The sequence below is a fragment of the Candidatus Lokiarchaeum ossiferum genome (genome assembly GCA_025839675.1).
Lineage (GTDB): Archaea > Asgardarchaeota > Lokiarchaeia > Sigyniarchaeales > Promethearchaeaceae > Lokiarchaeum > Lokiarchaeum ossiferum.
In genome coordinates this window covers 2,808,718-2,822,731 of record CP104013.1, presented here as the reverse complement: position 1 = coordinate 2,822,731, position 14,014 = coordinate 2,808,718, and the positions used below count along the sequence as shown (strand labels likewise).

General features: G+C 35.6%; 9 protein-coding genes. 4 read left to right on the top strand and 5 right to left on the bottom strand.

What is annotated here, in order from left to right; translation table 11 throughout:
• Positions 1–93: 93 nt before the first annotated feature.
• Positions 94–4,542 carry a hypothetical protein gene (locus tag NEF87_RS11845; RefSeq protein WP_457919976.1) on the bottom strand — a complete coding sequence of 1,483 codons (4,449 nt, stop codon included), beginning with the start codon at positions 4,540–4,542 and terminating at the stop codon, positions 94–96.
• Positions 4,543–5,001: 459 nt separating this feature from the next.
• On the opposite strand from NEF87_RS11845, the gene NEF87_RS11840 reads away from it, so the two are divergent.
• The 3 genes from NEF87_RS11840 to NEF87_RS11830 all read left to right on the top strand — a co-directional run bounded on the left by NEF87_RS11840 (position 5,002) and on the right by NEF87_RS11830 (position 8,222).
• Positions 5,002–5,841 (top strand): Rossmann-like domain-containing protein, encoded by an 840-nt coding sequence (locus NEF87_RS11840; protein WP_457919975.1) that lies wholly within the window; start codon positions 5,002–5,004, stop codon positions 5,839–5,841.
• 17 nt (positions 5,842–5,858) lie between these two features.
• Complete coding sequence (locus NEF87_RS11835) at positions 5,859–6,656, top strand: alpha/beta fold hydrolase (RefSeq protein WP_371806776.1); 798 nt, start codon at positions 5,859–5,861, stop codon at positions 6,654–6,656.
• A gap of 108 nt (positions 6,657–6,764) precedes the next feature.
• On the top strand, positions 6,765–8,222 hold the full coding sequence (locus tag NEF87_RS11830) for a hypothetical protein (protein WP_457919974.1): 1,458 nt from the start codon (positions 6,765–6,767) through the stop codon (positions 8,220–8,222).
• An 83-nt stretch (positions 8,223–8,305) separates the two neighbouring features.
• Here the strand turns inward: NEF87_RS11830 and NEF87_RS11825 are convergent, their stop codons facing one another.
• Both NEF87_RS11825 and NEF87_RS11820 read right to left on the bottom strand, forming a co-directional pair.
• The gene (locus NEF87_RS11825; RefSeq protein ID WP_457919973.1) at positions 8,306–9,184 is read right to left on the bottom strand and encodes a hypothetical protein; all 879 of its coding nucleotides are present in this window, start codon (positions 9,182–9,184) and stop codon (positions 8,306–8,308) included.
• 72 nt (positions 9,185–9,256) lie between these two features.
• Complete coding sequence (locus tag NEF87_RS11820) at positions 9,257–10,312, bottom strand: LVIVD repeat-containing protein (protein WP_371806773.1); 1,056 nt, start codon at positions 10,310–10,312, stop codon at positions 9,257–9,259.
• A gap of 601 nt (positions 10,313–10,913) precedes the next feature.
• On the opposite strand from NEF87_RS11820, the gene NEF87_RS11815 reads away from it, so the two are divergent.
• On the top strand, positions 10,914–11,873 hold the full coding sequence (locus tag NEF87_RS11815; protein ID WP_371806772.1) for a CDP-alcohol phosphatidyltransferase family protein: 960 nt from the start codon (positions 10,914–10,916) through the stop codon (positions 11,871–11,873).
• Positions 11,874–11,915: 42 nt separating this feature from the next.
• Here NEF87_RS11815 and NEF87_RS11810 read toward each other — a convergent pair whose 3' ends face one another.
• Complete coding sequence (locus NEF87_RS11810; RefSeq protein WP_371806771.1) at positions 11,916–12,941, bottom strand: hypothetical protein; 1,026 nt, start codon at positions 12,939–12,941, stop codon at positions 11,916–11,918.
• 30 nt (positions 12,942–12,971) lie between these two features.
• Positions 12,972–13,958, bottom strand: a complete 987-nt coding sequence (locus NEF87_RS11805; protein ID WP_371806770.1) for an EFR1 family ferrodoxin — start codon at positions 13,956–13,958, stop codon at positions 12,972–12,974.
• Positions 13,959–14,014 lie beyond the last annotated feature (56 nt).

Here is a 14,014-nt window from a genome sequence, read left to right as displayed (position 1 = left end):
GGATGAATCCTCGGACTTGAAGTGTAGATTTGGATGAGAAATCGGAAAAGAAAGAAGTAAAAGGAAAAAAAATCAGAAATGTTTCCCACATCTCTAATTGAACGATTTTGGGTGTTTTTTGAATATAATCGCAAGGCTCAAGAACACACAACTTAATAATAATCCAACGGAATATCCTGGAATACCTCCTCCACCTCCTTCTGGTTCTGTGGTATCAGTTGTTGAAGAAGTGGAAGAATTCGTTCCTGTGGTTGTTGTTGTAGTCGTGGTGGTTGTAGTATCTGTTGGAGAAGGCACTGTTGTCGAATTGCTTATGGTCAAAATAAATGTAAGATCTGACAGTTGTACTTCATCATATTCATCTTGGGCGACCACACCCCAATAGAATGTACCGGTAGTTGTGATATTCAAGAACAGATTACCCGTAAAGATATATTCCACCCAAGATTCTGCTGTGGTAATTCCAAGATTGGCTTGAGTCATGGTATAATTCACAACCGATTGTCCAGCGGTGGTGTAGATACACAATGTCACCAATTCCGGAAGTGGACCATCATTATCTTGGAAATACACAGAAAATGTTGTATTGGTGGGATAAGCAAAATCGAGGGTAGCATTGCTCACACTTCCATTTTTTAAGAGGGGGAGGGAATTTTTCACTTCTAATTTGAAGTTTTCTTCACTCCATTCCAAGTACGTTGTTCCATCGAAAGCTCCAAAGACATAGGTATAATTTCCTGGGGTTAAGGATGCCGTAACATCTTGGCTGATGCCGTAGGGGGTTAATCCCGTGGTATCGGAAAAGGATCCAATTAGGGTTAAGTCATAAGTTGTCTCGAGGGTGCTTCCTGAATAGATCGACACATTGACATGGGTTGGGAAGTCGCCATCCGGATCGGTATAGTGGATCAAAAAGTCGACATCGCTTGGATTCGAATAATTAACCACCGCTGGAGTTGCAGATCCGTCCGATAATGTGAACATAGATGGTTGTATTTCCAATGTGAAGCTTTCATCGGCAAGTTCCAAGTACGTTGTTCCATCGAAAGCTCCAAAGACATAGGTATAATTTCCTGGGGTTAAAGATGCAGTGACATCTCGAAGTATAGCATAAGGAACTGGTCTTGTGGTATCGGAATGAATTCCTCCAATTTGGGCTAGATCGTAGGTTGTTTCGAGAGTATCTCCTGAATAAATCGACACATTAACATAGGTTGGAAAGTCCCCATCTGGATCGGTATAGTAGACTAAAAAGTTGACATTAGTGGGGTTCGAGTAATTCACTACGGCCGGATTTGATGATCCTTCTGATAACGTGAACATTGAATCTTGAATTTCGAGTTCGGGATATAAAGTCGAATCTGTTTCGGTGAGTAAATCTGTTTCTAACCCATCTGTAGCCCAAATACAGTACGAATAATTTCCAAGTTCGCTGAAACGATATGTACCTGCTTCCACCATGGCAATATATAGCACTCCCATTGTATAATCACGGTTATTTACAGTCTGAGGGGTCATAGTAAAATTGGTATAATGGTCAAAAACGCCTTCGTCCCCTTCATTATAAAGGGAAAGTTTAATTTCATCGGGAGCTACGCCATCAGAATCCGTATAATTTACCACAATTGGAATAGATTCGCCTATTTTTAGAATCGGATCATCTACAAGAATATTAGAAAGTTGTGGGGCGTCATTTTCTATAGTGAATGCATAGAATTCACCTTGTCCCAAATCACCCCTGAAAATTCGGTGATGTTCGATGCCATAATAAAAATCATACGAGTAGTCTCCAATCGAAGGTAGAAGTTCTCCTCCCATTTCCACTTTTATCGAGTATAAACATCCATCGGTATAATTGTTGTCTGAAGGATCAAGTTTTTCCATAGGATAGTGAGGTTTCTGATCAGGAACAATCCCATCGTCGATTGCTAAGGCAATCATTTTGGGTTCGAAATTTTGAGGTTGCGAATAATTTACTATAAAAATAATATCCTCGCCTGATTTCCACTTAAAATTCTGATCAATTGTTGGGGTCAATGAAGAATGGACCGCTGCATCATAAGTAAAACTTGCATAATCATAGATCTTAAAAACTGTTGTATAGGTATATTCGTGGGGTCCTGGACAAAATAATGCTTCATCTCCATCTTCTGGTATAATTTCAAGGTATCCCTCTATGACTCCCTCTGCATTTAAAACACCTTCACCCTCCGTCAACTTGAAGTAAAAGTCTTTCCCATCGACCCAATTATCATCGTATTTATCCACTTCCATCAAATTATCCCCCCAAATAAGAGGAACTTTATCTTTTGTGTTATTTTCATATCTAATTCTGAAATATGGTTTGTGGAAACTGGTAAGATAGGATCGATTTAATGGATCTAAAAGTGTAAAATGGATTTCCGCCTCTTCGCCCTTTCCTTTTTCTAAAAAGATCTCCGAATCAGTTATCGTTGAAATAATTGTCGTTTCACTATGGATGGAAAATTGATAGTTGTCTTCCATCCCCGGAATTCGCTGTACCTCCCCATCTCGATTGAACACTATCCAATATTCATAGCTACCTGTTCGATTTAGAATTCCTTCACCTTCTACCAACGAAATATTATAAATCACTCCGTCTTGATAATCTACATCACTAATTGCATGGGCTAAATTATATTCCGTGGTATTCTCTTCTTCTCCTAACGGAATTATATACAATTTGGCACTGTCAGGGAGTGAATATCTATCTTGATAAAATGTTTCAAAAGAAAGAATTTGGCTGGAATTGATTCGCACGCGAGTTGGACCATTGACGAATATGGCTGAAAATTGTTCCCGACTAACACTTGGTCCTTTGTACACTTGGGATTGGACCGGAGTACTATCAACCATCGTACTAAACCAAAATTCATAAGTACCAATATCCTCAAAACCAGTGTCTCCGATAAGCATTGAGTAAGTATAAGTGGTACCCTTGGAAATTTTTGGATCAGTTTCAATGAGAACACAAGGATGCGTGTTTATAGTACCGCTGCGTGGATTTTTCAAGGTGAGAATCACATCTGAATCGGGAGCGGTATTCTGATAGTGCATATAATCAATCGAAAAAGTTATTTTGTCCGTGTCATAATAATCAATCCGGGTTTGGGATACTTCCCCTCCAAGTAGGGCGACTAAATCTCCGACATAGAATAGCTTTACTGTTTGAGATGAATCGAGGGGATAACGGCAATCATTATCCTCATCCGAAAAAGTAAAATAGGCTCGATAGACTCCTTCATCCTCGAATTGATTCCCATAGGGTTCAATATCTATAGAATAAACAATTCCATCATCTGGGGAATTATGAATCGGAGTTTTCTCTGTGTCATAGGCTAGAGTATAGGATCGAGTATTTCCTGCAGGATCATAAACGAACATGCGGATCGTGTCGGGTTGATAATCTTCCTCATCGTAATAAGTAACAGAAATAGTCGGGTAGACAGGATTTTCTATCCAAATAGGTCTAGGGTTGATAGAAGCGCTGAGGGATGGTGCTATGTTCGGTCGATTGATGGATTCAATATCCTCATAAAAATTCACTGTTTGTAGGATTGGAACGGAACTTGAGGACGCATTCCCATCGGTGATTTGAACTGTATAATTTAGAATACATGGTCCCGCTGAATTGATCACAGTATTAATTGGATCCGATCTCGTGTCTATCCGAGCGTATAAACAAGTGGGGGTATTAATTTCTGCTTCTAATTCTTCGACAGTAGCAAAAATATCTCCCATGTCATTTAACATAAACTCCAAATAATTATAGAAAGGAAGTTCGTTGCAAATATAATCTGAGACATAATAGGATAACGGATGCATTAGAACTAGCACTTGTTCATCATTGACTGTATTTTTCAGAAAGGTTTTTCCCGATAGATCTTCTAAAGCAGTATCGAAATCAGATACACTACATTCAAGGAAAGTGCGGGATTGCTCATTAAAATAAACTTGGTGTTGAGATAAAGTGATATCATCCACGATAGGTGGTGCTGTTACTATTTGAAAATATTCAACATTGGATTCATCTCCATTAAAGCCTACTACAACATTTTTAAAGGTTGGAATTGCATAACAATAAAAGTCAAAGTGGTTGGGCATGATGATAGACAAGAGGCTTTGTGAAATATTTGTAATATATTCTTTTCCACTGGCATAATCAGTATTATCGGGATCTGCTTCATACATATCAAAGGAATATTCTACTGTACTATATCCTTCATAGGACGTGCAAATTCTCAATAGTCCCGGATTTTCAGACCCAGTGTAAATTGCGCTAAATCCTATGGATTGCCCTGCTGGAAGTTCTGTGGTGTTAAGCGATAATACAACGGAAATTTCATTTCCCTCTGGGTCAACCTGACTGTTTGGGGTCCTATTCGAATAATTTCTGGGATTTTCAAAGTTATCATCTTTATTCATTCCTGTTTGAATGAAGGATGGTATCAAAATCATGAATAAGATACCCAGGAATAAGATTCGAATTGGAATTTTATTTCTTTTCATTAATTGTTTCATCAATTGTCATTCTCCATTAATTCTAAAATCATCGGAAATAAAACTTATAACTAAGCTTACCCGTTTCTTCAATAACTGTTATAATAGAAACGCATTCTTTCAAAAGACCCTCAAAAGACTCGAAATATGATCATCTTTTTATTATTTTATAATAACCGTTATTTTCCAACAATTTTGTTTGTAGTAAATGATTATGTATTATTTTCTTCTCAAAATATTTAAAATTATTAGAAAATGTCTCCGCAAATGAATGGATGTTCGATAGATGACAAACTTGTCAAGATTTTGAAGAAATTTCATCAAAATGGCACTAAATCATAATTTAATCAACTGATCTTAATCATTCAAAACATTGTCTATACAAAGAATTTAGTGAGATCTTGGATTTCTTATATCCGAAATCCCTTTTTCTTTTCCATCAGAAGAAACTTCATAATCACCATTGCATTTATACACTCGATGACAATTGCGGAAGAATTTTTGACAATTTTGCATGAGATCGATGCAAAATTTCCCTTTCCAATGATTAAAGATATCTATATTCCTCAGTACTCACCCGAATCCCCCGAAAAAACAAGTTTTGGGCTAATTCAATTGGAGGGGGGTGCATCCGGCATAATTTATTTAAGTTTATCTCCCGTATATCTTGAACAAGCAGCATCACTTGCATTAGATTCTTTTCCAGGGCAAAATCCATTTTCAGTAGCACAATGGCTAAGTCATTCTCATAGTAGTGAACTGCAAAAAGCACTAGCTCTAGGCACGATAAATGCGATGAGTTCTTATTTTTTTGACCAAAGTAAGCTTCCTTTAGACTTTACTACCAATTCGATGGGTAATTTTGCCTTGAAGAAAACGGATCACGTCGGAATGGTGGGTTTTTTCCCCCCCCTTGTAAAACAGCTAGGTGATCAAAAAATCCCGCTTACCGTGATTGAAAAAAAGGAATCCTTGGTGCAAACCCATCCAAAATGGAAGGTTACATTGGATCCTTTGTGTTTAAAGGGGTGTAATAAAGTTCTCATCACGAGTACCACAGTGTTAAACAATTCTTTGGATGATATTTTAAAGTATTGCACAAGTGCAGAGTACATAGCAGTCATTGGCCCCACAGCGGGATTTATCCCAGATCCTCTTTTCGATCGTGGTGTTGATATTTTAGGTGGATCTGCAATAGTGGATTATGAACAACTGCGATCGAATTTTGAAAAAGGTCTCCGATGGGGAACCGCTAGTAAAAAATATTGTGTGGAAAAAGCACATTACTTAGGCTATCACTACTGGTTGGACAAGCTGTAAATTGCTGGTGTTTCTAAATGGTTGAATTCAAAACTCATGGGTCTGTACCCTATCAAATTATTGTATTACATGGTGGCCCTGGGGCTTGGGGGGAGATGGCACCCGTAGCAGACCAAATTGCTGATAAATGTGGTGTTATTGAACCGTATTTCTTAGAAGAAACCCTACAAGGGCAACTAAATGAGCTAAAGCAAATTATTCAACTACTACATTTGAAAACTGTGTCCTTACTTGGATTTTCATGGGGGGCATGGTTGGGGTATCTTTTTGCAGCAAAATATCCCGCTTTGGTCACAAAATTAATTCTGGTAGGAAGCGGACCCTATGAACATCAATATTTTCTGAAGTTATTGGAGACTCGCGAAAGTCGAATGAATCCTTCCCAAAAAGAACTTTATTTGGAGATCCTTCAAAAATTGCGAGATCCCGATGAATCTAATAAGAATTCATTAATTTCCCAATTAGGTGCTTTGTGCAGTAAAATTGATCAATACCATCCAGACCCTTTTGAAAAATCCTTTCCTTCTCCACATTTTGACTTGGACCGAAGCACTTACTTTCAGCAAGCCCTTAATGAAGTGATTGGTATGCGAAAATCGGGTGAGTTATTACAACAAGCAGAGAAGATACTTTGTCCAGTCGTAGCTATTCATGGGGATTATGATCCTCACCCTGCCAATGGAGTCAAAATTCCCCTAGAACAAAAAATTGAGAATTTTAAATTTTTTCTGCTGGAAAAATGTGGGCATAAGCCGTGGATTGAGAAGTTTGCAAGAACAAATTTCTTTAATATTTTGAAATCAGTCTTATTCTGATTCTTTTTTTTTCCTAGGAGTTGACGTCCCTCAAAAAAATCAAATTTATTAAAGTAATTTGCCATAAAATTACTGAGGAAATTTATTAATTATGAAGAGATGGAATTCTTGAAGAAAAAATCAATAAAAAGAACATTTGTTATATTTCTTGAAATATTCGCCTGTTTTTGGTTAGATATCTTTGCAGCTTCAATGCAATCCTCAGATGTAGATTTCATTTTTTCTGGGATACCGTACACTTTCCAAACGATAACTATTCCCTTTAGTCAACTTCGCCTCCTTATTATTATAAGTTTTAACCTTATTGTGATTCTAGATGTTGTTCTCTTATCTGGGAAATGGATAATTCCATCAAAGAAAATGAAAAAAATTGTGTTCTTTCTTCATGCAATTACTCCGATGCTTATATGTTTTAATTTATTCTTTTCAAATATCTATTCCTATAGAAGAATGGTCTACGATGATTTGGTCGATTCTCTTGGTTTTTTAATTTTTATCTTGCTCGTGGTTTTTATTTTCATTGCTCTTTATGTTGTAAAGATTAAAGAAATATATGATGGAAAGCAGATGCATGGGAAATTTTATCTAATTCCATTACACTTCCTATCTTTAGTCCTAGTGGTTTCTATGGCCGTAATTTTCCTTATAATAGATGATGATTTGATCAGCTGGTTGATAGTAAATTCATCGATAGTAGGGATCTGGGTGTGTCAAAATGTTCTTTCTTCAGACTATTTAATATTCCGTAAGAATATGGATTCCATCTTTCCCAAAAATGCGGAAAAAACGCAAGTTATTACTATTGAAGAGCCATTAATCACAGGGATTTACAAGATTTTAATTGGGATTCTTGTTTTACTAGAAAATTCACTCGTTTTATCTGTCCTTATTGCATTTATTGTCAACTCAATCGAAATTTTCAGTCCTGATTTATATTTGATTCGATCATTGCAATATTCTTTTTTGGGGAGAAACTTCATCCTATCAAATATATTGTTATTCTATGCTATGTTTATCGCCATAATTGAAATTGGGCAGATTGTGACCTATTATAAAATTCTGAAATCAAGTGGTAATTATGATTCCAATCTTTTCGTGGTTCCCTTATTATGTTGGATTCTCTTTTTAAATTTTGTAATTCTGCCCATTATGAAATGGTTTACACCATCCAGTAATTGGTTGACAGTGGTTTTGTTGGGATATATTATCATGCAAATCATTGCAAAAGTATTTCTCCGATATGATAATCTTCATTTAGAGTTAATCATCTTTAGAAATTCAATTATGCCTAAATATCGTTCCTTAGGCAGCGCTGAAGAAAAAATGATTCTCTTTCTATTGAATCAAAAAAAATTATCTGCAATATCTGAAATCGCGGAAGTTATAGAGTATCCTGAGGAGAAAGTTTTTGAGTTCATTCAGATACTTATTCACAAAAATCAAATTAAAGGGGAAATTACCGATAAAAGGGAATTTGTGAATTATGGTGTTAAGGAATATTTGGAGGTATTAGATAATCAATTTGAGCATTGGGAGAAAAACAATAATAATGATCAAAAAATATAGTCCTAAACTTTGATTCAATCTCTTTTTAATCTTATAAAATTGACTTCAAAGAAGAAAAGAGTGAGAATTTTGAATTAGTGTTTCTAGTTTAAAAATCCTAATTTCTCAAATTTGGTCTGGAATTTTTTAATGGACTTGATAACTCTTCGAAATTCATATAATCCTGGTTTATCACTCAATATTCCATTCATTTTGATTTTCTTTTCACGATAACGATTCTCATCCAATATTTTATTGAATTCTCGAATTACTAATTGAAGATATTTGGAAACTTTATTCTCTGGGTTGATAAATAATGGAAGATCAAAGATTTGAGCAATCTCTTGGGATCTTTGATGATAATGCATAATTGAGGGGGGGAATTCATAGTAGACTACTCCCGGTATTATTTCTCCAAGACCATTTAGCATTATTTGGGCTAAGTCTTGAATGAACTTGTGAATCCAAGTCGTACAGGGATGATGTTGCTCTGAACTTTTTGGAGTTTGCATGAACGGTTTTAACGATTCTAAATCAGTAATTGGCTTGCTCAGAGTATTATAGGAGAGCTTGTAGAAATATCCTACTTCAAAATCACTGTCACTAACATGATCATGGCTACCCGTCAAGGAAAAACCCGAGCCTAACTTGGATAAATACCGAATTTTTTCCATTTTGTTCGTGGGATCTTCAAGAAGTTGGTTCAAAGTTTGGAAAAAGCTTACATGATCTTTATCCAAATGATGTAATTTCTTGAAGTGGATTTCAAGATCATTGACATTTTCTAGTATTGTATTAAATGTTGGCAAATCAAAGGCTGATTCCTCTAACATCGGATAAAGTTGACTGGCTTTATGAAATATAGCTTGCATTGTTTCAAAGAAGAAATCTATGATTTTTAGAATGTTCTCGGGTAAATTCAGAGATTGTTCCAGAAAAGGTTGTAGGCTCTCTTCCATTTTTTTTTTGTCATGTAAGGTCATTTCTGTTTTTAAAATAGAAATTCTTCTTTTTAAATTTGGGTGTAGGAATCAATTAATTTAAATTACGAACTCTTAGATTGGCGAGTTTTTCTTTACTTTTCCTCTCATCCATACAATCAAACTTACGGGTATTATAGTCAACCCAATTGGGAACCAATAACTCTTCTTGTGTCCGTCATACAAACAATTAAGATTAGCATCAAAAATCATTAACCGAAGATCTTGATCTGCCAAATAAATCGTTTCTCCCGAACCTGAAATGTCATGGGGGGCTGCACCCTCATAATGATTGATTTTTGATAATCGTCCTCCCAAAGTCACTAAGCAATAGGTTCCTCTTTGCAAATCTGCTACATATAAATGAGTTACATTCCCCCAAACTCCGTAGACTTCACCTCCTGGTTCCTGATAAGTTCCCTTAAGAATTGGAGAAGTCAAATTAGAAATATCATACCATTTTACTCCAACCCCATGACAACCTAGAAATAGGTTTGTCTCATATATATGAAGAGCAATTGGAGCCGAAGTTTTGATTGTGTTAAGTAGAACGGGGGATGATGGATTGCTTGCATTAATTATATCGATACCTCGCTGAACATCTGCAATAAAGATGACATCTTCTGCAACTTTAATATCTCGATAATCTCTCGCTTGGGAAGTTGTGAAAGTCGGGAGAAGAACTGGAGAATAAGGATTTGAAACATTCATTATTTTCACCACGTTGGAGCTAAGTAATATATACACTAAATCGTTATGGTAAGTTAGCATATTTGCAGCTCCCTCAAACGGTGTTTTGCTACAAATAGAAGGTTGTTTCGGATTACTCACATTTGCAATGATTAAGCCTTCAGACCATCCAGCGATATAAAGAAGATCCCCTTGTTTTTCAATTCCAAAAGCGCCATCTCCAAATTCTATATTTTCGAGAATTTTGGGATGTCTTTTATTCTCAATGTCAATTATTTCTACTCCGTCATTATGGGAAACATAAGCGTACTCGTCATCCGCATATATTCGATAACCTACGGTATATCCGGGAAATTTTTTTTGATTAAATGCAAACACAAACGAAAAAGTGCAAACGGAGATTAGAAGTGAGAATCCGATAATAATTTTAATTTTTTTCATACATAATCACTTTTAGAATGATAATTCTTTGAAATGATGTTAGACTAAAATGATTTTTAAGAATATAGCGCAATTTTCATCAAGAAGTTCTAAATAATATGAATGTAAACAATTGAAATGCCAAATTTTCCTATTAATGAGGTGAGAGATTCAATAAGTTTAATAGGGATAAATCCCCCCAAAGTAATTTTTGAGTAAAAAAAAGTGGAGTTTAAGAACCTTATTGAAAAAATAATTCCATATGGTATCTAGCGGACTATTTGGATATTAATCAAATGAGGTGCCATACATATATTAATTAACAAAAACAATTTGTGAACCCTAATGAAAAAACCGACCATGAATCCTGATTTGATTTCCAAAATTCAATTTACTGAATTTCACCAACTTCAACGCCAGAAAAGCTGTGAATCTTCACATTATTTTCGATTTCTAATGCGATAATTTCTAGTAAAATTCCAAAATTCTCAACTTTTTTTTTATATCTTTCTTTAGTTATTCAATTTCTGATTTCAAGACACTTCTATGTTGGACTAAATTCAGTTTCATTGGGGAAGTGGTAACTTTATTTTATTTCAGACCAATACATTATTGTTGTTATATGAATTCGATTATTGAAACAATTAATATAGAATATAAAAAAGGTTCTAAGCAAAACGGGGAAGTATTAAATGAGTATTTTTATCGACCCCTCGCTTTTCCCTTTGTTATGATTGCAAAGAAATTAAAATTGACTCCTAATGCCATTTCGGTAATTGGATTCATTACTACTATTATCTCAGGTATTTTAATTGCTACAGGTAATTTTCTTTCGGCTGCAATAATGCTCTTTGCTGGTCATGTTTTAGATTGCACCGATGGATCTCTCGCTCGGAATTTAAAAAAATACACCAAATTTGGTGCAATTTTTGATGCTGCTTGTGATACCTTAGGATTTGTGTTTGTTGTAGTTGGTTTAATGATTTTTGAATCTGCTGAAAGCGGATGGATGGTTTTACTCTATGGGATTGTGATTGGTTTATCATTGGGTCTCCAAGTCTTGGCTTATGATCACTTCCGTGCAAGATATGTCAAAGGATTGCAAACCACCAATAGAAAGACATATGAAATATTTTGTTTTCCTGAAGAAGATGAAAATTCTGCGCTAGAGAAGAAAAAACTAAACTTTTTCGAATATCTTGGTGATCTAGTTGAAAAATTTTACACAGCCATCGCTCCAATTCCGAAATTAAGCATTCCACCTCAGATTCCAACGGAAGATAAAATAAAAATTCGAAACGAGTATGAGAAGATCTATAAAGAAGCATTTTCGTTAATGCATAAACTATGGTCCTTGGTGGGAGGTGCTGTGCTTAAAACTTTGTGTATAACATTGATGGTAATAGGGCGGGCTGATTTGATTTGGATTGCCGTCATTGGAGGTTTAAACTGTATACTATTGTTGCTCATTATTCTGCAAAACATTGTCGCTTATCTCTTCCGGATTAGAATGAGAGACCTTTTTGGAATGAATGTTACTGCATTATTCAACCCCTTTACTGGAAAACCTATTTCGATCTAAATTAGAATTGTCGAAAAAAACTTTTTTCAATTTCTTATTGCGCTAATGCCAATCATTCCCACAATTTCCACATATATACTTCTTTCCATAAATTGTGGGATATTGCATGAGAACATTGTCTCTATCTATGACTTCACGAATCATGGCTTGATTTTGATTCAAGCACTTGGGACAGTGGCGGGGGACCACAATCCATGCTGGTAATTGATATCCTTTACTCACCATCTCCACAATTTTATCTTGAGAAATATCTTTTTCTAAGAGTACAATATCTCCATCGGGACTAATGGCAATGTGTTTGCGTTCTTCCTCCGTAAGATCTGCTTCGGTCAATTTGCGTGCTTCAAATCCTGGTTTTGCTCGCGGAACCTCAATAGATTGCTCTTCCGTTTTAGGATAGGATGCAATGGGTGATGCAAGTGGAGGGGTATGACGGGGTCGAATTTTGATCCCATTTTTATCTTCATACAAAATTTTTTGCAATTCTTCAAGGGAAAGTGCCCAATAATTCTTTTGAATGTCTATTTGGCGGCAGCGTTCTGGATCTAACTCTTGCAGAAAGATTTTAAATAATTTATTGAGCAAGGGGCGCATGTCCTTATCAAGTACTTCAGTTGCTAACGGGAGAATTTTTCCCCCATTACTCTCAATAAATAATTGCTGTTCTGTGGGAATGTCATTATGTCCGAGATCGCTTAAAGCCACGATGAAAAAGGGTGCAATTTTGGTTTTCCGTTTCTCAAAAAACACGTTCATAGTCTTCTTTAGCTGTGCATAGGACGCTGGAATATCAGGATAATAGAAAAATAAGCCACATGTCGCTCCAATATAAATCCCCTTGTTAAAATCATCAAAATTTTGCTTGAGACGCCACGTAGACCAAATCTCCCATTTGATGATATGAGTTTGTTGATCAAAATCTCCCAGTTGGTAAAACATCCAGAAATGCTCTGGACTCGGATCGTTCTCATCCAACTGACGAATGGAATTCCACCAACGAGCTAGTTTTTTAAAGGTTTTTGCCCCTGGATCGTCTCCAATAATGATTTTGAAAGTTAGAAAGTTCATACGTTACTATTGGTGATAACTTTCTTATAACTATTCATTCTTTCGCTCTCGCAAGATTCGGTGTCCTTGGGTAATCCAATATAAAATCGCTTTCATTTTCCATCTTCGAAGAATTTTTGATGCATTTTTATGAATCCACATTTTTTCTGTTGGAATTGGTTGATCCGCTGCTAAAAAAAGATTTTGGCGAATTTTGGAAGAATATTGTTGAGGACCAAAAGTTAATTCCCCGAAACTGATCGATTTAGAAGGACAATAATGCATACAACGAAGACAATGAAGACAGGAATATGGATCTTCGATCTGAACTTGGGTGCTTTTTTGGATTAAATTTTGTTGAGGGCATTGCTTACTGCACAATCCACAGAGAATGCAGGATTCTTTATCTATAGTTAATTTGGGATATTTTACCGCTTCGATTTTTTCCACTATTTTCAGCTGAATCGAGTCAAATAAATTTCGAATCGGATGGATTGGTACTCTTGCTCTTTTTATATAAAGGAAACTTTTTTCGATATTGCGAGCAAATTGCTTTATTTTTGCCGTTATACCTATTTCAAAGTACATCACGGTGTTGTATTCATAATCATCTGAGGATTTCATTGCTGCAATTCCATTGGAAGGGCATTTGAACTCTTCTGTTGCGATGGGGAAAAGATTGATTTTTTTCATTCTTCGTGCAAATTGATATAGGGAATTTGCGGGAAATCGACAATAAGTGCAAAAAGAGAAGTATCGCATTGTATTTTCATTCATCTCTTTTCTTTTCACAACTTCAATTTTACTAATGAAATCGTCAAAAATCGCGGGGTAAGTGAATTTATAAACAGGAAACCCAAAGCCTAATAGTATTCCTGGCTTGAACCACTTGCGTATATCATCTAATTCCTGCAGATTTTCAATTGAAATTAAAGTAACCTGATGGGATGCTCGTTCCAATTGTTGCTTTAACTGAGTTGCGATTAATTTTGTATTACCTGTACCAGAGAAATAGAAAAGAACAATTTCCAAGCTCATTAATTTGAACTTAATTTTACTTATATATTAAATTCAATGTTATTTCTTGGAGAAAC

Bases quoted from the DNA above. Each gene is read 5' to 3' on its own strand.
- NEF87_RS11845 (WP_457919976.1), bottom strand. From the start codon at position 4,542: ATGAAACAATTAATGAAAAGAAATAAAATTCCAATTCGAATCTTATTC.
- NEF87_RS11840 (WP_457919975.1), top strand. From the start codon at position 5,002: ATGACAATTGCGGAAGAATTTTTGACAATTTTGCATGAGATCGATGCA.
- NEF87_RS11835 (WP_371806776.1), top strand. From the start codon at position 5,859: ATGGTTGAATTCAAAACTCATGGGTCTGTACCCTATCAAATTATTGTA.
- NEF87_RS11825 (WP_457919973.1), bottom strand. From the start codon at position 9,184: ATGACCTTACATGACAAAAAAAAAATGGAAGAGAGCCTACAACCTTTT.
- NEF87_RS11820 (WP_371806773.1), bottom strand. From the start codon at position 10,312: ATGAAAAAAATTAAAATTATTATCGGATTCTCACTTCTAATCTCCGTT.
- NEF87_RS11815 (WP_371806772.1), top strand. From the start codon at position 10,914: ATGAATTCGATTATTGAAACAATTAATATAGAATATAAAAAAGGTTCT.
- NEF87_RS11810 (WP_371806771.1), bottom strand. From the start codon at position 12,941: ATGAACTTTCTAACTTTCAAAATCATTATTGGAGACGATCCAGGGGCA.
- NEF87_RS11805 (WP_371806770.1), bottom strand. From the start codon at position 13,958: ATGAGCTTGGAAATTGTTCTTTTCTATTTCTCTGGTACAGGTAATACA.